The 19,200-nt window shown below is 63.6% G+C and carries 18 protein-coding genes; 9 read left to right on the top strand and 9 right to left on the bottom strand.

Annotated features, from left to right (window positions below):
• Positions 1 to 44: 44 nt before the first annotated feature.
• Positions 45 to 1,190, bottom strand: coding sequence for a carbonic anhydrase family protein (locus E5678_RS13790; RefSeq protein WP_136179054.1), 1,146 nt, complete (start codon positions 1,188 to 1,190; stop codon positions 45 to 47).
• Between the two features lie 204 nt (positions 1,191 to 1,394).
• Between E5678_RS13790 and ruvB the strand changes: the two genes are divergently transcribed.
• Together ruvB and E5678_RS13780 are read left to right on the top strand one after the other, a co-directional pair.
• A complete protein-coding gene (ruvB, locus tag E5678_RS13785; RefSeq protein WP_136180785.1) occupies positions 1,395 to 2,453 on the top strand; it encodes a Holliday junction branch migration DNA helicase RuvB in 1,059 nt (352 codons plus the stop codon).
• Position 2,454: 1 nt separating this feature from the next.
• A complete protein-coding gene (locus E5678_RS13780) occupies positions 2,455 to 3,840 on the top strand; it encodes an SPOR domain-containing protein (protein ID WP_136179053.1) in 1,386 nt (461 codons plus the stop codon).
• A 138-nt stretch (positions 3,841 to 3,978) separates the two neighbouring features.
• Here the strand turns inward: E5678_RS13780 and E5678_RS13775 are convergent, their stop codons facing one another.
• Genes E5678_RS13775 through E5678_RS13765 form a run of 3 tightly spaced genes read right to left on the bottom strand, consistent with a single transcriptional unit; the run spans position 3,979 to position 7,644 of the window.
• A complete protein-coding gene (locus E5678_RS13775; protein ID WP_136179052.1) occupies positions 3,979 to 5,808 on the bottom strand; it encodes a lysoplasmalogenase family protein in 1,830 nt (609 codons plus the stop codon).
• An 11-nt stretch (positions 5,809 to 5,819) separates the two neighbouring features.
• Positions 5,820 to 7,007: a DSD1 family PLP-dependent enzyme gene (locus E5678_RS13770; protein WP_136179051.1), complete on the bottom strand. Its 1,188-nt coding sequence runs from the start codon at positions 7,005 to 7,007 to the stop codon at positions 5,820 to 5,822.
• A complete protein-coding gene (locus E5678_RS13765; protein ID WP_136179050.1) occupies positions 6,991 to 7,644 on the bottom strand; it encodes a histidine phosphatase family protein in 654 nt (217 codons plus the stop codon). Before E5678_RS13765 ends, E5678_RS13770 begins: the two co-directional genes overlap by 17 nt.
• Positions 7,645 to 7,818: 174 nt before the next feature.
• On the opposite strand from E5678_RS13765, the gene E5678_RS13760 reads away from it, so the two are divergent.
• Positions 7,819 to 10,203: a PAS domain-containing sensor histidine kinase gene (locus E5678_RS13760; RefSeq protein ID WP_136179049.1), complete on the top strand. Its 2,385-nt coding sequence runs from the start codon at positions 7,819 to 7,821 to the stop codon at positions 10,201 to 10,203.
• 96 nt (positions 10,204 to 10,299) lie between these two features.
• On the opposite strand, the gene E5678_RS13755 is transcribed toward E5678_RS13760, so the two are convergent.
• From E5678_RS13755 to E5678_RS13735, 5 genes are all read right to left on the bottom strand, one after another.
• Positions 10,300 to 10,977: a DUF4136 domain-containing protein gene (locus tag E5678_RS13755; RefSeq protein WP_136179048.1), complete on the bottom strand. Its 678-nt coding sequence runs from the start codon at positions 10,975 to 10,977 to the stop codon at positions 10,300 to 10,302.
• A 57-nt stretch (positions 10,978 to 11,034) separates the two neighbouring features.
• Positions 11,035 to 11,991, bottom strand: a complete 957-nt coding sequence (ttcA, locus tag E5678_RS13750; protein ID WP_136179047.1) for a tRNA 2-thiocytidine(32) synthetase TtcA — start codon at positions 11,989 to 11,991, stop codon at positions 11,035 to 11,037.
• Between the two features lie 49 nt (positions 11,992 to 12,040).
• Positions 12,041 to 12,340 carry a hypothetical protein gene (locus E5678_RS13745; protein WP_136179046.1) on the bottom strand — a complete coding sequence of 100 codons (300 nt, stop codon included), beginning with the start codon at positions 12,338 to 12,340 and terminating at the stop codon, positions 12,041 to 12,043.
• Between the two features lie 135 nt (positions 12,341 to 12,475).
• Positions 12,476 to 12,859 carry a dihydroneopterin aldolase gene (locus tag E5678_RS13740; protein WP_136179045.1) on the bottom strand — a complete coding sequence of 128 codons (384 nt, stop codon included), beginning with the start codon at positions 12,857 to 12,859 and terminating at the stop codon, positions 12,476 to 12,478.
• The gene (locus tag E5678_RS13735) at positions 12,856 to 13,671 is read right to left on the bottom strand and encodes an SDR family oxidoreductase (protein WP_136179044.1); all 816 of its coding nucleotides are present in this window, start codon (positions 13,669 to 13,671) and stop codon (positions 12,856 to 12,858) included. The genes E5678_RS13740 and E5678_RS13735 overlap by 4 nt, the downstream gene beginning before the upstream one ends.
• On the opposite strand from E5678_RS13735, the gene E5678_RS13730 reads away from it, so the two are divergent.
• The 6 genes from E5678_RS13730 (at position 13,670) to E5678_RS13705 (ending at position 19,199) form a co-directional block, all read left to right on the top strand.
• Positions 13,670 to 14,827, top strand: coding sequence for an SAM-dependent methyltransferase (locus E5678_RS13730; RefSeq protein ID WP_136179043.1), 1,158 nt, complete (start codon positions 13,670 to 13,672; stop codon positions 14,825 to 14,827). The two genes, E5678_RS13735 and E5678_RS13730, sit on opposite strands and share 2 nt — an antisense overlap.
• A 151-nt stretch (positions 14,828 to 14,978) precedes the next feature.
• On the top strand, positions 14,979 to 15,173 hold the full coding sequence (locus E5678_RS13725; RefSeq protein ID WP_136180784.1) for a DUF2905 domain-containing protein: 195 nt from the start codon (positions 14,979 to 14,981) through the stop codon (positions 15,171 to 15,173).
• A gap of 87 nt (positions 15,174 to 15,260) precedes the next feature.
• Positions 15,261 to 15,701 carry a thioredoxin TrxC gene (trxC, locus tag E5678_RS13720; RefSeq protein WP_136179042.1) on the top strand — a complete coding sequence of 147 codons (441 nt, stop codon included), beginning with the start codon at positions 15,261 to 15,263 and terminating at the stop codon, positions 15,699 to 15,701.
• Between the two features lie 450 nt (positions 15,702 to 16,151).
• Positions 16,152 to 17,402 (top strand): ABC transporter substrate-binding protein, encoded by a 1,251-nt coding sequence (locus tag E5678_RS13715; RefSeq protein WP_136179041.1) that lies wholly within the window; start codon positions 16,152 to 16,154, stop codon positions 17,400 to 17,402.
• A 74-nt stretch (positions 17,403 to 17,476) separates the two neighbouring features.
• Entirely contained in the window at positions 17,477 to 18,355 is an 879-nt protein-coding gene (locus tag E5678_RS13710; protein ID WP_136179040.1) for a sugar ABC transporter permease, read from the top strand.
• A complete protein-coding gene (locus E5678_RS13705) occupies positions 18,345 to 19,199 on the top strand; it encodes a carbohydrate ABC transporter permease (RefSeq protein WP_136179039.1) in 855 nt (284 codons plus the stop codon). The genes E5678_RS13710 and E5678_RS13705 overlap by 11 nt, the downstream gene beginning before the upstream one ends.
• The last annotated feature ends 1 nt before the right edge of the window (position 19,200 follow it).

The raw sequence follows: 19,200 nt of genomic DNA, 5'->3' as shown, positions 1-19,200 counted from the left end.
GGAGATCGTTCTGCATTTTGCACCAGGGCGATGTTCGAAACTTTTCACATCGCTTCGCGCACCAGCCGTCCATTGAGCGCCTGGGTGGGGCGGGCGTTCATCGGGAAGAGGTGGGCAAACAATTTGAGTTGCTCGCGGCTCACCGTCATGGGCTGCTTCATCACCAACCACAAGACGCCTTCGGTACAAGGGGGCGTGGTGAGCGATCCGATGAACTGGTAGTAGCGTTGATCGACTGGCAGCAGCTGGTTCATGTCGATCAGGCCGGCCGACAGGCCTACGCGGTCTTTGGTGTCCAGGGGCATGCGGGTCCAGACCTGCTCCACCACGGGGTTGGAAACGCCGGGATCGATCAGAATGGCCACCACGGCAAGCTGGCCTTGTTCGTTCTTGTGCACCAGGTGGGCCACCATGGAGAAGCCCTTGTAGTTCACCTTTTCTTCCGCCGGGTGGTGGAAGTGGAACTGGATCAGCTTGTAGGCGGAGCCGCGCACGTAGAGCGTGTTGTCGCCTTGCAAATCCACCTGGATGGTGTGGCCGTTGTTGACGACGCTGCCGCCACTGGCGCGGTAATCAAAGCGCAGCACTTCGGCGGGGCCGGGCATGGCGTCGGTTTCCAGGATGTGAACGGGGGACTGCCGCTGACCGGCGTCGCAGGTGTTGAAGTCGGGCTTCATGCTGCCCCAGTTTTGCGGGCCGGTGTCGCCTTCGTAGGTCCAGTGGGCCTCACCGTGGCCAGCGGTCGCTGCGCCCTGGGCCTCGGGCGCGGCGTGCCCGCTGAGCACGGCGGCACGCGCACGGATGTAATCGCGACTGGCGCGAGAACGCACGGGGGTCTTGGCCCGGGCAGCGGGGGCATGGTGCTCGTCCGCGACCGGCGGGGCGTGAGCCTCAGGGGCGTTGGAGGCGATCACCTGATCGCCGATGCGCAGCGACACCTGCCCCGTCTGGCCGGCATGGCGTTCGATGACGGCTTTGAGTTTGCTGATGGTGTCCGAACCCTTGGCCGGTGCCCCTTGGACCGCTGGTTCTGCGGCCGCAGGGTGGGCCGCCGCCGCTGCAGCGGGGGCATGGGCGGACTCCATGGCCTGGTTTCCCGCCAGGCCGAGCGGCGTGTGGCCGCTGACCAGGGCGGCGAGCGTCAGTGCAGCTGCACGGCGCAGGTGCGGTGACAGGGTGGAGGGCTTCATGGCGGGTGTCCTTGGCGTGGCAGGGGTGGGCGGGGCACCGGGGTGGGTTTGACCGCCGCCTGTGCCTCATTCATCGGCACGGCGGCGGGACAACTTGAACGCCGGGCCCGGCGGGCGGGCCTGTATAGTGCGTGGCAGATGATTGGCAGCCGCCTGGCCGCGCTTTTGACGGCCGGTGTTGTGACCGATCCTGCGAGTGCACTCTTGACCATTCAGACCGACGATTTCGCCCCCGCGCCCCGAGTGGTGTCGGCTGCGGCCGTTTCTCCCAAAGAGGAGGCGATCGAGCGCGCTTTGCGCCCCAAGCTGCTGGACGAATACGTGGGCCAGCAAAAGGTGCGTGAGCAGCTGGAGATCTTCATTGGCGCGGCGAAAATGCGCGGCGAAGCGCTGGACCATGTCTTGCTGTTTGGCCCGCCGGGCCTGGGGAAAACCACGCTGTCACACATCATCGCGCAGGAGCTGGGTGTGAACCTGCGCCAGACCAGCGGACCGGTGCTGGAAAAGCCCAAGGATCTGGCGGCGCTGCTGACCAACCTGGAGCCCAACGATGTGCTGTTCATCGACGAGATCCACCGGTTGTCTCCCGTGGTCGAAGAGATCCTGTACCCCGCACTGGAGGACTATCAGATCGACATCATGATCGGCGAAGGTCCTGCGGCGCGCAGCATCAAGCTGGATCTGCAGCCCTTCACGCTGGTGGGGGCTACCACCCGCGCCGGCATGCTGACCAACCCCTTGCGCGACCGATTCGGCATTGTGGCCCGGCTGGAGTTTTACACCGCCGAAGAGCTCACCCGCATCGTCAAACGCAGCGCAGGCCTGCTGCAGGCCCCCACCGATCCCGAAGGCGCCTTTGAAATCGCCCGGCGCTCGCGCGGGACACCGCGCATCGCCAACCGGCTGCTGCGCCGGGTGCGCGATTACGCCGATGTCAAGGGGGATGGCCGCATCACCGTTGACATTGCGAACCGCGCGCTCACGATGCTGGATGTGGACCCCCAGGGTTTTGACACCATGGACCGCAAGCTGCTGGAAGCGGTGATCCACCGCTTTGATGGCGGGCCAGTGGGCCTGGACAACATCGCAGCCAGCATTGGCGAAGAGCGCGACACCATTGAAGATGTGATCGAGCCCTTCCTGATCCAGCAGGGCTACCTGCAGCGCACACCCCGTGGGCGCATTGCTACCCTGGCCGCTTACAGGCACCTGGGTGTGACGCCGCCGCAGTCGGGGGATCAACTGTTCACCGAAGCGGGTTGATGTGATCCTGACGCCTGACCAACCCGATCCCGACGAGAGCTCCACCGCGCGCCTGTACCGCGCCACTTTGGGCGATGCTTCGGCGGGTCGCTACCTGCGGGTGTTTGCGCGGTTTGACGATCAGGGCATGGCAGACCCCACCTGGAACAGCGCTGCGGCGCTTTTCCACCTGGGATGGCTGGTGCACCACCGCCTGTGGCTGTCGTTTGCGGGGTGCGCTGCGTTCGCCGCAGCGGTGGCGCTGGCGATCACGGGCTTGTGGCAGATGGCGCCCGGCTGGCCGGCAGGGATCAAGCTGGGGGCCTCGCTGGCCATGGCGATGGGCGCAATGCTGGTGCCAGGCTTGTGGGGCACGGCTTGGCTGCACACGCGGTCGCGTCGGCGCATGATCAGGGCGGTGGAGCTCGCCGCCACGGTGGACGGGGCGTGTGCCACCTTGAGCGCAGAAGCCCGTGACCGGCAACGCCGCAACACCTGGGGGCTGGCGGGTCTGCTCAGCGCCGGGGTGCTGGCGGCACTGCTCTGGCAGACCGTGCCTTGGGCCACCTTCGCCGGCGGAACGCTGGCTTCGCTGCCAGAACCGACGGTTGATTCGGTGGCGGCGGCAGTGCCCGGACCCGCTGTGGTGGCCGTGATCAAACCGGTATCGTCACCGCCCTCCGCCACAGCCCCGGCAACGCTGGCAAAGGGCGCATCTGATGTTGTGCCGGGTCCCTTGTCCGATCGGGTGGCGGTGCCCGCCGCCCTTCAGGCGCCCGCAGCTCAGACAGCGGCACCAACGCTCAGTCAGGCTTCAGCCAGGGTTTTGGAGCGGACGCCTGTTGTCCAGCCAGAGGTGCCTGCAAAGCCTGTTGCGCCGATCAAGTCAACCCAGCTTCAAACCTCCGCAAGCCCGCCCAGTTCTGAGGTAACCCCCGAGCGTGCAAAGCCCGCTTCTGTGATGGGGGGGGCTTCGCCTGCCAAGGCTTTGCCGAAGTCGGCTGCCCGCTCTCCTGCACCGGCGGATACCGAGCCGGCCAGTGCGCTGGTTCCTGTGAGCAGAATGCCAGGCAATGCCCTTGCAACAACGGCGCCCAGCCCATCCAGCCAGACCGTGCGGGCTACCGTTCCTGCTGCTGCGACTGCCACATCGACATCGACCGAAATCCGCACCCGGGTCAAAGGGTTTGGTGTGGCCGTCGGCATGTTTGCGGTGGCAGACAATGCCGAAAAGGTGGCTTCACAGCTGGCGCAGGCCGGGTTGCCCGTGCTCAGTGATCCGGTAGATTCGGCGCGCGGGCGGCTCACCCGGGTGCGCGTGGGCCCCTTTGACCGGCGGGAACAGGCCGAGACCGCAGCGGCCAAGGTCAAGGCTTTGGGGCTGGAAGCCCGGGTCTACACACCCTGATACGGTTTCGCCTGGCGTGCCACAGCATGGTCTGCGGCTCCCACCTAGCCCACGCGTGAATGCAAAACAGCATGAACCCAGCAGGCGCCCAGTCTGTCCTTTAGGCTGAGTGGCGCGGAGCCATCGCCGCCAAGACACTCAGGGACTTCTACCCATCGTTGACCCGTGGCCCGCCCCGCCGGCAACGGTCCCCAGGGGCTCATGAATGCGCCCCGATCCGGTCGGGGTCGGGTTGGCCACGTCGCGCAGCCAGCCCATGAGCATCAGGCACTGCGCTGCGTAGTAGCTGCCCAGCACCCACACGCTGGCCAGTGGCACAGGCGCGACGAAGCGGTTGATCGCCAGGCAGAGGTCGCTGGCGACAAACAGCAGGGCGCCCACGGCCACGGTCTGGCTGGCGCGGGTGCGCCGTTGGGCGGCGCGGTCCAGCGCGGTGCCGGCCATGGTGATGATGGCCACGATGTAAATGGCCACCGGTCCCCGCAGACCCGTGGGCAAGCCCGATGTCCACAACAGCACGTAGGCAGCCACCCCCGTCAAGCCCAACAAAGGCCAGGCAAGCCGCAGGCCGGCCCACGAGACGCCTTGGCGGAAGGCAACGATGTAGGCCAGATGGGCGAGCAGGAAAGCGGCCAGTCCGGCCACAAACTGGTTGTGAAGCATGAGGAAAACGTCGCCGGCCATGGAGGTGGCCAGGGCCGTCAGCATCCAGGCGAAACCCGCCGGTCGTTGGCCTCCTGGCGATGCGAACACGGGCTGTGCGTGGCGCCACAAGAGGACCAGGGCGATCACCATGGTCAGGGGTTTGAACACCAGGTGTGCTTCGGTCAGGCCCGTGGCGGCGGTGGCCATGGCGAGTGCGCCGCTCTCCATCATCAGCGCTTCCAGCGGCGTTATGCGGCCCTGCATCACGGCACCCGTGACCCACAGGGTGACCGACAGCACGAAGAACCACACGCCGCTTTGCCACAAGGGCCAGCTGTCCGTGAACCACAGAAAAACGCCTACACCCATGAGGAGCGCGCCGAACTGCACCGTGGCGAACTGCCGACGGTGTGCAGAGAGTGCAGGGGCAAAGAGGGTGACCCGCTCAAGATCGAACGGCACGTGGGGAAACCGCTGGGCAACATCGGCTGGGCGCCAGCCCGGGGGATTGAGCCAGACGCGCCATTTGTCGCGCCATTGGCGTGTGTGCCAGCTGTCTCGGCACAAGCTGGCATAGACCTCAAGGTTGGCCCACAGCGGATCCCAGCTGTTGAGGGGGCTGCGGGTGCCATAGACGCAAGGCTCGTCGGGGTCTTCGTCCTTGAAGCTGCCAAACAGGTGGTCCCACAGCATCAGGATGCCGCCGTAGTTTTTGTCGACATACGTGTCGTTGACCGCGTGGTGCACGCGGTGGTTGGACGGCGAGGCAAAGGCCCGGTCAAACCAGCCCAGCCGGCCGATCTGCTGCGTGTGAATCCAGTATTGGTAGAGCAGGTCCACCAGTGCGACCACGGCAAAGACCAGTGGTGGTACGCCCGCCAGCGCCATCGGCACATAAAACACCCAGCCGAAGAGCGCGCCGCTGCTCGTTTGCCGCAAGGCGGTGGACAGGTTGTAGTCCTGGCTCTGGTGGTGGACCACATGGGCCGCCCAGAACAGGGCGCAGGTGTGTCCCAGGCGGTGGTTCCAGTAGTAGCAGAAGTCGTAAAAAACCAGGGCCAGTGACCAGCCGATCGCGGAAGTCCAGAACCCGTTGTCAGCGACCCAGGGCATGGCCGCAAAGAGGGCGGTGTAAATGCCGATGCGCAGCAAACGGGTGAACACGGCGCTGATCTGGCTGAGCATGCCCAGACCCACACTCGTGATCGCGTCGTCGATGCGGTAGGTGTTTCTTTGCCGCGCACGCCCGACCGCGTATTCGATGGCGATCAGCGCCAGGAAAACCGGCGTCGCAAGCACAATGATCTGGCTGGGGCTGAACATGGGTGAGGTCTTTAGCGGATGGCGCCTCGGGCGTCGATGGGGATGATGCGCTCGATCACGCCTTGTGCCAGGCCACCCCGCACGCCGACATAAAAGTCGTGCAGGTTCACGGTGGGGTCGCAGTGGCCCGGCACCAGCCAGACCGTGTCGCCCAGGGCGGGGAGTTGCTCGGGTGCGGCGGCGCGCAGCAGGCCGTGTTCGTCTCCGCCGTTGGCAAACTGCAAGCCGGGTGGCGAAGCCACGGTGGGCAGGCCGCTGTCGATGGCGTGGCTCTTGTGCCCGGCATCGCACACCGCATGGTGCGCGCCACGGCTGATCACCTGGGCTTTGACAAACAAGGCATGCTCAAAGACCGGGGCACCCGGATCGCCTTCATTGGCGGCGTAGTCGGCGTCCATGAACAGGTACGAACCCGCTTGCAGCTCACCCCACAGGCCGCTGCCCGCTTCGCGCACGAGGGTGCCCGTGCCGGCGCCCGTGATCAGCGGCACCTGAAGACCGGCGGCCTGCCACTGGGCCATGGTTTCGCGGACCGCATCCGCCGAGGCCGCCAGGGCGGTATCGCGTTCGTGGGCCGTGCGCAGGTGTTGGGCACCGCCGTGGTAGGCCTGCAAACCGGCCAGCCGCAGCGTGGGATGGGCTTGGATTTGGTGGGCGAGCAACAGGGCTTCTTCCGGTGAGCTCGCCCCACAGCGGCCATGGCCAACATCGATTTCCACAAAAACGTCGATGGCGCCGGCTTGTTCGACGCGGGCCTGGGCCAGCGCTGCCGCCAGGCGTTCGATGCCCAGCAGGCTGTCGACGGCGAGGGCGAAGCGGCAAGGCAGCTCGCGCACCGCCTGGGCCAGGCGGGCCAGCTTGGACTCGGCGAGCACTTCATTGCTGATGTAGACGTCGGTGACCCCGGCATGCGCCAGCGCCAGCGCCTCGTCGGTTTTTTGCACACACACGCCCACGGCACCCAGGGCCATTTGCTGCCGCGCGAGTTCGGCACTTTTGTGGGTCTTGGCGTGGGGACGCAAGCGCAAGCCATGGGCTCGGGCGAAACTGGCCATGCGCTGCAGATTGCGCTCCATGGCGTCGAGGTCGATCACCAGCGCGGGTGTTTCCAGCGAGGCGACAGGCTGGCCTACCGCCGCAAGCGCTTGCGCATGGCATCGCTCGCGTGCGGCCAGCCAGGTCTCAGGCGCTGCGTTCATCCAGAGCGACTCCTGTGGCATCGGTTTCCTGCAGGTGCAGGGTGTCTGCCCAGCCCACCAGGGTCAGCCCTTCGGGCGTCCAGAGCAGCCGGTTGATGGCGGTGTTGGGCAGCTCCCAGCTGCGCGGCGCTTGCAGTTCGAGCCGGGTGGCCGCCCGGTACAGGATATCGAGCACGCCACCGTGGGCCACCATCAGCACCTGTTCGCCGGGGTGCTTTGCGGCCAGGTCGGTGACCGTTTTGACCACCCGTTCCCGAAGTTGCAAGAGCGACTCGCCACCCGGTGGCGCGAATTCGGGCACGCGCTTGCGCCAGGCGAGCGTCTCGCTCGGGTGAGCGGCTTCGAGCTCGGTCCAGGTACGGCCTTCAAAGTCTCCGAAACAACGTTCGCGCAAGCCGGTGTGGACCTGAACCGGCAACTGGTGCAGGGTGGCCACAGCCACCGCGGTTTCGTGGGCCCGGCACAGGTCGCTGGCATAACAGGCGGCGATGGCCTCGTCACGCAAGGCGTTGGCCAGTTGCCGGGCCTGCCATTGGCCGTGCTCGTTGAGGGCGATATCGGTGTGGCCCTGGATGCGGGCTTCGCGATTCCAGGCGGTCTGGCCGTGGCGCACGGCGAGGATGCGGGTGACTTGCAAAGCGGATCCTGAACGGAGATCTAAAAAGAGAGGGGGAAAGTAAGAAAGAAGATGGCCTTCACTGTACCGTTTTGCGCTACCCACAGAAATGGGCATGGGCAATCGGTCAGTTCGTGCCCCTCAATGGCCTCAATGCCTTCAAAATAGCGGAATGTTCAGGATGGCTTTCACGCGGTGAACGAAGGCGATTTCGCCTCGTTGTTCAATTTCCTGCCGATCGGCGCTTTTCGCAGCACGGCGGCGGGGCGGATGGTGCGCGCCAACCCGGCACTGGTGGCGATCAACGGTTACGCCAGCGAAGCCCAGATGCTCGATGTGGTCAATGCGGTCAATGCCGACTGGTATGTGCAGCCGACTCGGCGCAACGAATTTTTAGAAGCATTGCGGCGCGATGGTTTTGTGCGGGGGTTTATTTCCGAGATCCGGCGCCACGGCGACGGCGTCCACCTCTGGATCAGCGAGAACACGCATGAGGTTCGCGATGAGCAGGGCATCGTGGCGTATTTTGAGGGCACGGTCGAAGACATCACCGAGCGCGTGCAGGCCCAGCAGGCTCTGGAACGCAGCGAAGAACAGCTGAGGCTGATCACGAGCCAGATTCCGGGCATGGTGTACGTGTTGCACCTGTCCCCGGACGGCCAGCGCACCTACCGGTATGTGAGTCCTGGCATCCGAGGCATTTATGGGTTGGCGCCAGAAGACTTGTTGCTTGATCCCCAGCTGTTGGCCCGCCATCGGCACCCCGACGATGTCCACCTGCTGGAGGCCGACCTTCGCGACATTGCGGCGTCTCAGGCGACACTGGGCGGTGAATTCCGGATCGTTTTGCACGGAGGCGATGTCAAATGGGTCTTGCGCCGTTCGACTGCGGTGTCGTCCGATGCCCAGGGACAATTGCGTGTGGGGGTTTTGCTCGATATCACCGCTCGCAAACAGGCTGAGGCGGCGTTGTCCGAGAGTGAGGCTTTGTGGAAGCTGGCGCTTGAGGGCACCGGCGATGGTGTCTGGGACTGGAATCTGGAGACCGATGAGGAATACATCTCCGAACGCATCAAGACCATGTTTGGTTATGGCGCGACCGAGGTCATGGCCTCTGCGGCGGATATAGACGGACTGACCCATCGTGACGATATTCCGAGAATGCGGCTTGATCGACAGGCCCATTTGGAAGGCCGGACACCGGTCTACCGCAACGAGCACCGCATGCGCTGCAAAGATGGCAGCTGGAAGTGGGTGTTGTCGCGTGGCATGGTCATCCAGCGCGATGAAGACGGCAAGCCGCTGCGCATGGTGGGCACCCACACCGACATCACCGATCTCAAGCGCGCCGAAACCCAGCAGCGGGCGCTGGAATCCCAGTTGCGCGAGGCCCAGAAACTGGAGGCGATCGGTACGCTGGCGGGTGGCGTGGCCCACGACTTCAACAACCTGCTGGCGGTGATTCTGGGCAACCTGACGCTGGCCCGCGAAGACGTGGGCAAAGACCATGTGGCTCTGGAGAGCCTCGAAGAAATCGGACGCGCTTCGGTGCGGGCTCGGCATCTGGTCCAGCAGATTCTGGCGTTCAGCCGTCGACAGGCCCAGGAGCTCAAACACCTGCCTTTGCGCCCGCTGGTGGAAGAGACGCTCAAATCGATGCGTTCTTTGCTCCCTGCAGGCGTGCAGCAGGCCACGGATTTCGCTGACTCGGCCTTGCCGGTGCTGGCGGATGCCGCGCAGATGCAGCAGGTGTTGATGAACCTGTGCACCAACGCCTGGCAGGCCATGGAGGGCAGCACCGGCAGCATCACCGTGGGCTTGCACGCTGTTGCGGTCGGCACCGAGCAAGCCCACCGCCTGGGCGGTATTCCCTTGGGTGATTACGCCTGCCTGACCGTGACAGACACAGGGCCGGGCATGGATCTGGCCACCCAGCAGCGCATTTTTGAACCCTTTTTCACCACCAAAGCACCGGGCTCCGGTACCGGTCTGGGGCTGGCGGTGGTGCATGGCATCGTGAAGGCCCACCGAGGGGGCATCGCGGTCCGCAGTGAGCTGGGGGTGGGCACGCGGTTTGATGTGTTTCTGCCGTTGTCGTCTGCGGCACCCGTCGACGAAGTCGGTGTGGATAGGGGCCCGCCAGTTGTGCCAGCGCCCATGACACCCAACGGGCGGCATGTGGTCTACATTGACGACTACGAAGCCATGGTGTTTCTGGTGGGGCGCTTGCTGCGCAAGGCCGGGTATCAGGTCAGCACGTTCACCTCAGGGGAAGATGCCCTGGCCTGGATTCGCAGTGAAGCGGGCGCGCTGGATCTGGTGGTCACCGATCAGAACATGCCTGGCATGTCTGGGGTGGAGGTCGCGGCCGAGCTGCAGCGCATGCGCCCCGGTTTGCGCACGGTGCTGATATCGGGCCATGTCAACGACCAGTTGCTGGCCGAAGCCGCAGCCGTGGGTGTGCTCGATGTGATGCCCAAGCAAGACAGCATGGCGGCCTTGGGTGAATCGATTCGTCAGATGCTGGATGCGGTTGTGATCGGCGGTGCTGGTCGCGATACCGGTTCGCCTTCAAAGTGATAGCTGCGATGTTCTCGCTTTGCAGGCAAATTGGTGCGACTCTTGCTCGTCGACTCGGGGGGGCCTCTGGCTGGTTCTGGCTTCTTCGAATCCGACTCAGCGCGGTACGTCGATCGGTATGTCCCGTACGCCAGTGGGTGGTGCCGGGAAGTCTTTCAGTGCGGCGCTGATCATGGCGTTCCACAGTGCAGGCGTACTGTTCCAGCGGCCATCGTGCGCCGCGCTGGTCTCAAAGACCACCTGGCCTTGCCGGGCATCCCGGATGACCAGACTGACGCGGCGCAGGTGGTAGGGCATGTCCGGGCGCAGCAGCCAGGGGCTCCACATGATCTGACCGCTGCCCACACCGATGTTGACGCGGGTTGACCAGCCAAAGCGCCCACCTTCCCAGGGGTCTTCCCAGGGCGCGCGCGGCAAGCGCTGGTGGTCGGCGCTGACCTGCACGGTCCAGGGCGCATTCGCCGTTTCTGCAGCGGGCGTCCATCCCAGGGGTGCCAGCGCCGTCTGGACAAACGATTCCAGCTCGGCTTGCGCGTTCGTTGCTGGGCCAGTGGCCTGTGATGGAAGGCGCTCGAAGCGGTAGGTCTGTGGAGGTCCAGGGATCGCTGCAGGAGCGCCGGGTTCCGAAGGGCTGGCTGTCTCGGACCAGCGCGCAAAGCTCTCCACCCGGTTGTCCACCCGGTACACCCCGGCGCAGCCGGTGAGCCCTATGCCCAGCGCCAGGACGGGCAGATAACGGTGGCGGAAGCGTGGCGGTCTTTGGGTTTCTGACATGGGAGGGCTCCTTTGGGCTGCTGCATGACATGGGCGCACCCGCCGGGAGCAGCCCGTTCAGTGTGCGGCGATGGGTATGACCGAGCGGGTGGGCGCTTCGTTCCCTGGCGTGGGTTCGTCGTTTTCCTCCAGCCAGGTCGGGGTTGCAGCGCGGTGGGGCGACATGCCGCTCAGGGGCATAGGTTCGTCGTCAAAGGCCTTGTCGCCGTCTTCGTTCGCCTCGCCGGTGGCCCGCAGGGCCTGGAAAGGGTGCAGGCCGCGGTCCATCAGGTGGCTGGGCACCACGTTCTGCAGCGAAGCAAACATGCTGTCCAGGCGGCCTGGGAATTTGGTGTCCCATTCGCGCAGCATGTTGCCCACCTGTTTGCGTTGCAGGTTTTCCTGGCTGCCGCACAGCGTGCAGGGGATGATGGGGAACTCGCGGATTTCGGCCCAGCGCGTGAGGTCTGTTTCGGCCACATAGGCCATGGGGCGGATCACCACATGCTGGCCGTTGTCGCTCACCAGCTTGGGCGGCATGCTCTTGAGCTTGCCGCCGAAAAACATGTTGAGCAGCAGGGTCTGCAAGATGTCGTCCCGGTGGTGTCCCAGTGCGATCTTGGTGGCCCCCAGCTCGCTGGCCACGCGGTACAGGATGCCGCGGCGCAGGCGCGAGCACAGGCTGCACATCGTTTTCCCTTCCGGGATCACGCGCTTGACGATGGAGTAGGTGTCCTGGTTCTCAATGTGGAACTTCACACCGAGCTTGGTCAGGTAGGCCGGCAGGATATCTGCCGGGAAGCCAGGTTGCTTTTGATCGAGGTTGACCACGATCAACTCAAAGCTGATGGGGGCACGGGCCTGCAGTTTCTGCAGGATATCGAGCATGGCGTAGCTGTCTTTGCCCCCCGAGAGGCAGACCATGACACGGTCGCCTTCTTCGATCATGTTGTAGTCCACGATGGCGCGGCCCACTTCTCGACACAGGCGTTTCTCCAGCTTGTGGTTTTCGTGTCGGGTTTTGTCTGGCGTCATGATTGGATCTCGGTGGGTACGCGCCCCGGAGCGGGGAGGGCAGGGCGCTTTAGAGCGGATTGGCCAGGAGTTTGCTTAAGGCCGCGATGTTGGCGGCGCTGGGGACCTGGGGTTTCATTTCGTCTTCTTCGGCCGTCGCGTTTTCGTGGGCCTGAATGGCTTGAACCAAAGCGTACTGGTTTTCCCATGAAATGGTTTTGTCGGGTGGGCACATGTCGCGCACGGTGCCGTACCAGTAATAACCGTCTTTGCCGCCAAAGAGCTGGTCGATGCCGCCGGCATCACCTGTGGCCAGTCCGTGGGCCGAGAGGATCAGCTTGAGCTTGTGGTGCGAGACAGAGTAGTGCATGGATGTCCTAAAGTTTCAATGGGCTCAGGGATTCGCTGCAGCAGCAGGCGAACCCTGTTTTGGGTTGTGATGCGCGCGGGGGGTGGCTATTTTACCGAGGCCGGAGACCAGCCATCGGGTCGTGGTGGCCGGCTGTTACCAGTTGCCAGATTCCATGCGAATGGAGACTTCGCAGTCGTCAAAGATCTCCAGTTTGGCGATCTTGACGCGCACACCGAGCACGCCAGGCAGGTGCAGGAGGCGCCTGGTGAGCTTGCCAATCAGGCTTTCCAGCAGGTCCACATGTTCCGCGGTGCACTCGTCGATGATGATCTGGCGCACCTTGCGGTAGTCCAGCACCCGACTGATGTCCTCGTCGTGCGGGCGCAGAGGCTGAATGCCCTGGTTGAGTTCGGCGTCGACCTGGATCGGTTGGGGACCCGTGCGCTCTTCGTCCAGGATGCCGAGCTTGGCGTTGAAGCGCAGCCCCGTCAGTGTGAGGATCTGGGTGCCAGCCTGGGGGGCAGGTGTTGAAGTCATGGTGTGGGTGCTCCGTTGGGCATCAACGAAAAGTCGCGCTCGAATCGCATGAGGTGCTGGCCGCCATCAACGAGCAGGCTGGTGCCCGTGATCGACGCGTTGGACAGCGCAAAGAGCACGGTGGCGGCCACATCTTCGGGCGTGGAAGATCGGCCCAGCGGTGACTGCTGGTGCAGCTCGGCAAACTGTTGTTCGTTGAGCAGGTGGCTGGTGAGTGTGAGACCCGGGGCCACTCCGACCACGCGCACCTGCGGCGCGAGCGCCAAAGCCAGCATGGTGTTGGCTGCTTCCAGTGCGGCTTTGGACAAGGTGTAGCTGAAGAAATCGGGGTTCATGTTCCACAACTTCTGGTCCAGCAGGTTGACCACGGCGCCCGGGCGCCCACTGTTGGCCAGATGGGCATGCAACCCCTGGGCCAGCAACACGGCCGCGCCGGTGTTGGCGCGCAAATGGGTTTCCAGGGCGCCAAAGCTGAAACTCGCCGCGCTGTCGTGCTCAAAGGTGGACGCGCTGTTCACCACGGCGTCAACCTGTCCGAAATACGCGATGACGGCCGGTAACAGCGCGCGCACGCTGCTTTCGTCGCCCAGATCGGCAAAAAACGGGTAGGCGCTTCGGGCCCGGCCCGTCAGCGCGTCGCAGTCGGCGGCCGTTTGCTCAGCCTCCTTGGCGGAATGGCGGTGGTGCACGGCCACATTCCAGCCTGCACGTGCCAGCGTGAGGGCGATTTCACGGCCCAGGCGTTTGCCCGCGCCCGTGACCAGCGCGGTGCGCGGGGGGGCGTCGGTCGTTGCGGAGCGTGGTTGAACCATGGGAGACAATCGGCGGGTGAACACCGAACCTGTGAGCGAAACGACGAGTTTAACGAAGGCCCTGCTGGCGCGCGTGCAAGCTGCGATCGTGGCGGCGGGTGGCTGGCTGCCTTTTGACCGCTTCATGGCCATGGCGCTGTACGAGCCGGGCCTGGGCTACTACACCAACACCACCCCCAAATTCGGACACCTGCCCCAAGGCAAAGGAGGCGAGGGCAGCGATTTCGTGACCGCGCCCGAGTTGACGTCCGTGTTTGGCCACACAGTGGCGCGGCAGGTCGCCGAGGCCCTGGTGGCGACGGGCACAAGCGAGGTGTGGGAGTTTGGCGCCGGCACCGGGGCACTGGCCCTGCAGGTGCTGGATGCGCTGGCCGCCATGGGCCAGACACCCGAGCGCTACACCATCGTCGATCTGTCGGGCAGCCTGCGCAAGCGCCAACGGGCCGCACTGGCCGCGCACAGCGACGTGGTGCACTGGGTGGATGTGTTGCCCGAGACGATGTCCGGGGTGGTGTTGGGCAACGAAGTGCTCGACGCCATGCCCGTGCAATTGCTGGCCCGGATCAACGGCGCCTGGTTTGAACGCGGGGTGGCGCTGGACAGCCAGCAACAGCTGCAATGGGCCGACAGCCCGACCGGGCTGCGCCCGCCTCTGGATATCGCTGGCCCGCAGGACTACCTGACCGAGATCCACCCGCAGGCCGAAGCGTTTGTGCGCACTTTGGCCGAGCGCTTGCACCGTGGCGCGGCCTTTTTCATCGACTACGGTTTTCCCGAAGCCGAATACTTCCACCCACAACGCCACATGGGCACCCTGATCTGTCACCGGGCGCACCAGACCGATCACCAGCCGCTGACGGACCTGGGCCTGAAGGACATCACCGCCCATGTGAACTTCACGGGCGTTGCGCTCGCCGCGCAAGATGCGGGCATGTCGGTGCTGGGGTATACCAGCCAGGGGCGTTTCCTGATCAACTGCGGACTGATTGATGTCGCCCGGGATGCCGGACCGCGCGAAAACGCGATGATGCAGAAGCTGGTCAATGAGCATGAAATGGGTGAGCTGTTCAAGGTACTGGCTTTTGCGCCGGCCGCCAGTGCCGACAACTGGGCGCCGATGGGATTCGCCGCCGGCGATCGCATCCACCGGCTATGACCATGAAACACCCTTGCGCCCCTTCGTGTCACCCCCTCAAGGGGGCGGCACTGGTCGACCGGCAAAGCCGGTCCGACTGTGCCCCGGTTGTTGTTGATGCCGTGCCACCGCCCGAGGGGTTTTCATGGCCTGTTCTGAAGTGGCATTGCGCATGATCCGCTGGATGATTGTCATTTTCCTGGCCTTGCTGTTGATCAGCTGGTTCACACCGCTGCTGCACCGGCTGGGATTTGGCAAGCTGCCGGGCGACTTGCGTTTCAAGGCCTTTGGCCGAGACTGGTTCATTCCCTTGACGACGACGATTGTCTTGAGTTTCCTGGCCAGCCTGATTGGGCGGCTCCTCTGATGCGGTTGGGGATTTGATACCCCGTGGGGTGTCTTGAAATCGCGGGTTTGACCGCTATCTAGGGCTTACATTTCAGGAGTTTTCGACATGTCCCAAGCCGCCTTGCACATCGTTTGCCCCCACTGCCACACCACCAACCGTGTCGCTGCGGAGCAGCTGGGTGCCGCACCTGACTGCGGTAAATGCCACCAGCCCTTGTTCAACGGGCATCCGGCGGCGCTGGACGAAGCTGCGTTTGATAAACACATTGCCCGCTCCCAGATCCCCGTGCTGGTGGATTTCTGGGCCCCTTGGTGCGGCCCCTGTCGCATGATGGCTCCCGCCTTTGAGCAAGCCGCGAAAGAGCTGGAGCCCCGGATGCGCCTGGCCAAAGTCAACACGGAAGAGGCGCAACAGCTGGGATCCCGCCTGAACATCCGCAGCATCCCGACCTTGGCCTTGTTCGTCAATGGTCGTGAAGTGGCGCGTCAGCCGGGGGCCATGGGCGCCGCAGACATTGTTCGGTGGGCGCGTTCTCAGCAGGCCTGAGTGTTGCCTTGAGGCGCTCCCCCGGGGGCCAGACGGGGCGCTGAACCAGCCCTCCTGCTCTCTCTTGCCCGTGTCTTCCGATGTGGGTCCGTGCGGCCCGGTTCCCCTGGCAAAGGGGTCTCGGCGCGAACCCTGAGGAGGGGTGTGTGTGCCCGGGCGCCGCGCATCCGGACCTTCAGGATGCGATCCGTTGTTGCCAGGCGCAATGGAATTGTGCGCATGGCGTCGGCCGCCCTTGCCATGGCCCATTCCCTGACCTGCGACCCGGTTTCCCGCTTCGACGCCGCCGCGCCATCATCCCCCTTCGAACACCCCGCCTTCGGGTTTGTACCGATGGTTTGTTGCATTAATTAATGAAATATTAATGACTTCCGGGCGGCATGGTGCGGTCTTGGAGCGAACCCCGCTGTCGGCGCCCAGTGTCCGAAGCAATACCTCAATGGAGACATGATGTTGAAACTCTCGAAACTTGCTACCGCCGTCGCGCTGGTTGTTGCCGCCGGTTCTGTTGCCGCTGGTGAGGTGGAAGTGCTGCACTGGTGGACCTCGGGTGGCGAAGCCAAGTCGGTCGGCGAGCTCAAGAAAATCATGCAGGCCAAGGGCCACACCTGGAAAGATTTCGCGGTGGCCGGCGGTGGTGGCGATGCCGCCATGACGGTGCTGAAGAGCCGTGTTGTCGCGGGCAATGCCCCAGCGGCCGCCCAGATCAAGGGACCGGCGATCCAGGAGTGGGCCAACGAAGGCGTGTTGGCCAACCTGGATGCCACGGCCAAGGCCGAAAAATGGGACAGCCTGCTGCCCGCCGTTGTGGCCGATGTGATGAAGTACAAGGGCAACTACGTGGCCGCACCGGTCAACGTGCACCGCGTGAACTGGATGTGGGCCAACAGCGCCGTGCTGAAAAAGGCTGGCGTCACCAGCACGCCCAAGACCTGGGACGAATTCTTCGTTGCTGCGGAAAAAATCAAGAAGGCCGGCCTGATTCCCGTGGCCCACGGCGGCCAGAACTGGCAGGACTTCACCACGTTTGAAGATGTGGTGCTGGGTGTCGGCGGTGCGAAGTTCTATCAGGATGCCTTGGTGAAACTGGACCAGAAAGCACTGACCAGTCCAACGATGAGCAAGTCGCTGGAAACCTTCCGGAAAATCAAAGGCTACACCGACCCAGCCGCGCCTGGCCGCGACTGGAACCTGGCCACCGCCATGGTGATTCAGGAAAAGGCTGCATTCCAGTTCATGGGTGACTGGGCCAAGGGCGAGTTCACCGCCGCGGGCAAAGTGCCCGGCAAGGACTACATCTGCGCCGCTGCGCCAGGCTCATCCAATGCCTACACCTTCAACGTCGACTCGTTTGCCATGTTCAAGCTCAAGGACGCCTCCGCTCAAAAAGCGCAGGCCGACCTCGCCGCAGCGATCATGGGCACCGAATTTCAGGAGATTTTCAACCTGAACAAAGGCTCGATCCCCGTGCGCCTAAACATGTCGATGGACAAGTTTGACGATTGCGCCAAGCAATCCAGCAAGGACTTCGTTGCCACCTCCAAGTCGGGTGGTCTGGTGCCGTCTGCCGCCCACGGCATGGCCATCAGCCCGGCCACCGAAGGTGCGATCAAGGATGCTGTGAGCCAGTTCTGGAACGACGACAGCATCACAGTGGCCGACGGTGTGAAGAGCATCGCCAAAGCGGCCATGACCAAGTAATGGGTTGATTGGCAGCGATTGTTGCCGCTTGAACAACCCCGTCCCTGGTGGGCGGGGTTGTTTTTAGGTGTCCTATGAAATCTGTTGAAAATATTCTGCCAAAACTGGTGATAGCGCCCGGGTTCATTCTCGGATTCGCCTTCATCTATGGCTTCATGATCTGGAACGGCGTGTTGTCCGTGACCGGTTCGCGCATGCTACCCAACTACGACACCTTCGTGGGCCTGGATCAATACGTGCAGCTCTGGCAAATGGACCGCTGGTACGTCGCGCTCACCAACCTGGGCATTTTCAGCCTGTTGTATGTGGGTGGTTCGATGGCGATCGGCGTTTTCCTCGCCATATTTCTCGATCAGAAGGTGCGGGCCGAAGGCCTCCTTCGAACCATTTATCTCTACCCCATGGCCTTGTCGTTCATCGTGACCGGTACCGCCTGGAAGTGGATTCTCAACCCCAGTCTGGGGTTGGAGAAGCTCATGCACGACCTGGGCTGGACGAGCTTTCAATTTGACTGGCTGGTGCAATCCGATACCGCGATCTACTGCGTGGTCATTGCGGGAATCTGGCAGTCGGCCGGCTTTGCGATGGCGCTGTTTCTGGCGGGCCTGCGCGGCATCGACGACAGCATCATCAAGGCCGCTCAGATTGACGGCGCCTCGCTGCCGCTGATCTATTGGCGCATCATCTTGCCGATTCTTCGGCCTGTGGTGTTCTCCACGGTTCTGGTGCTGTCACACCTCTCCATCAAGAGTTTTGATCTGGTCATGGCGCTGACCAATGGCGGTCCGGGTTATGCCACCGATGTGCCTGCCACCTTCATGTACACCATGAGTTTCACCCGTGGCCAGATTGGTCTGGGCGCCGCCAGCGCGACCATGATGCTGGCCACCGTGGCTGCGATTGTGGTGCCTTACCTTTACAGCGAATTGCGAGCCAAGCCCCATGATCGCTAAACACTGGCCCCGTCTCATCGTCTATGGCGTTCTGGTTGTCGCCGCCTTCTTCTTCCTGATTCCGATGTACGTGATGATTGTCACGTCGCTCAAGGACGCCGACCAGATCCGCAGCGGGAACCTGTTGAGCCTGCCTTCGGGCTTCAACATCGACGCCTGGCAACTGGCCTGGAGCTCGGCGTGCACAGGGGTGGATTGCCGCGGTCTGAAGCCCTATTTCTGGAACTCGGTGAGCATGGCTGTGCCGGCGGTGCTGCTGTCCACTGCCTGGGGCGCCATCAACGGTTACGTGCTGAGCATGTGGAAGTTCAGGGGCAGCGAGGTGCTGTTTGGTTTCCTGTTGTTCGGCGTGTTCATGCCGTTTCAGGTGGTCTTGTTGCCCATGAGCCAGGTCCTCGGATTTTTGGGGATTTCCAGCTCGATCTCAGGCCTGGTGCTGGTGCACAGCCTGGCGGGCATGGCGGGCACGACGCTGTTCTTCCGCAACTACTACACGGCCATACCCCGTGAACTGGTCAACGCCGCACGCATCGATGGTGCGGGTTTCTGGCGCATCTTCTGGCGCATCGTATTGCCCATGTCCACGCCCATCATGATGGTCACGCTGATCTGGCAATTCACCAATATCTGGAACGATTTCCTGTTTGGCGTGGCTTTCAGTGGCGCTGACAGCAAGCCCATCACCGTGGGCCTGAACAACATGGCCAACACCACCAGCAGTGTCAAGAACTACAACGTCGACATGGCCGCAGCCATCATCGCCGGCCTGCCCACCATCCTGGTGTATGTGCTGGCGGGTCAATATTTTGTGAAAGGTCTCACGGCTGGCGCCGTGAAAGGGTAAG

This window comes from Hydrogenophaga sp. PAMC20947, from assembly GCF_004795855.1.
GTDB lineage: Bacteria > Pseudomonadota > Gammaproteobacteria > Burkholderiales > Burkholderiaceae_C > Hydrogenophaga.
This window is presented reverse-complemented; position numbering and strand designations above follow the sequence as displayed.

Bases quoted from the DNA above. Each gene is read 5' to 3' on its own strand.
- E5678_RS13790 (WP_136179054.1), bottom strand. From the start codon at position 1,190: ATGAAGCCCTCCACCCTGTCACCGCACCTGCGCCGTGCAGCTGCACTG.
- E5678_RS13775 (WP_136179052.1), bottom strand. From the start codon at position 5,808: ATGTTCAGCCCCAGCCAGATCATTGTGCTTGCGACGCCGGTTTTCCTG.
- E5678_RS13770 (WP_136179051.1), bottom strand. From the start codon at position 7,007: ATGAACGCAGCGCCTGAGACCTGGCTGGCCGCACGCGAGCGATGCCAT.
- E5678_RS13755 (WP_136179048.1), bottom strand. From the start codon at position 10,977: ATGTCAGAAACCCAAAGACCGCCACGCTTCCGCCACCGTTATCTGCCC.
- ttcA (WP_136179047.1), bottom strand. From the start codon at position 11,991: ATGACGCCAGACAAAACCCGACACGAAAACCACAAGCTGGAGAAACGC.
- E5678_RS13745 (WP_136179046.1), bottom strand. From the start codon at position 12,340: ATGCACTACTCTGTCTCGCACCACAAGCTCAAGCTGATCCTCTCGGCC.
- E5678_RS13740 (WP_136179045.1), bottom strand. From the start codon at position 12,859: ATGACTTCAACACCTGCCCCCCAGGCTGGCACCCAGATCCTCACACTG.
- E5678_RS13730 (WP_136179043.1), top strand. From the start codon at position 13,670: ATGGGAGACAATCGGCGGGTGAACACCGAACCTGTGAGCGAAACGACG.
- E5678_RS13735 (WP_136179044.1), bottom strand. From the start codon at position 13,671: ATGGTTCAACCACGCTCCGCAACGACCGACGCCCCCCCGCGCACCGCG.
- E5678_RS13725 (WP_136180784.1), top strand. From the start codon at position 14,979: ATGATCCGCTGGATGATTGTCATTTTCCTGGCCTTGCTGTTGATCAGC.
- trxC (WP_136179042.1), top strand. From the start codon at position 15,261: ATGTCCCAAGCCGCCTTGCACATCGTTTGCCCCCACTGCCACACCACC.
- E5678_RS13715 (WP_136179041.1), top strand. From the start codon at position 16,152: ATGTTGAAACTCTCGAAACTTGCTACCGCCGTCGCGCTGGTTGTTGCC.
- E5678_RS13710 (WP_136179040.1), top strand. From the start codon at position 17,477: ATGAAATCTGTTGAAAATATTCTGCCAAAACTGGTGATAGCGCCCGGG.
- E5678_RS13705 (WP_136179039.1), top strand. From the start codon at position 18,345: ATGATCGCTAAACACTGGCCCCGTCTCATCGTCTATGGCGTTCTGGTT.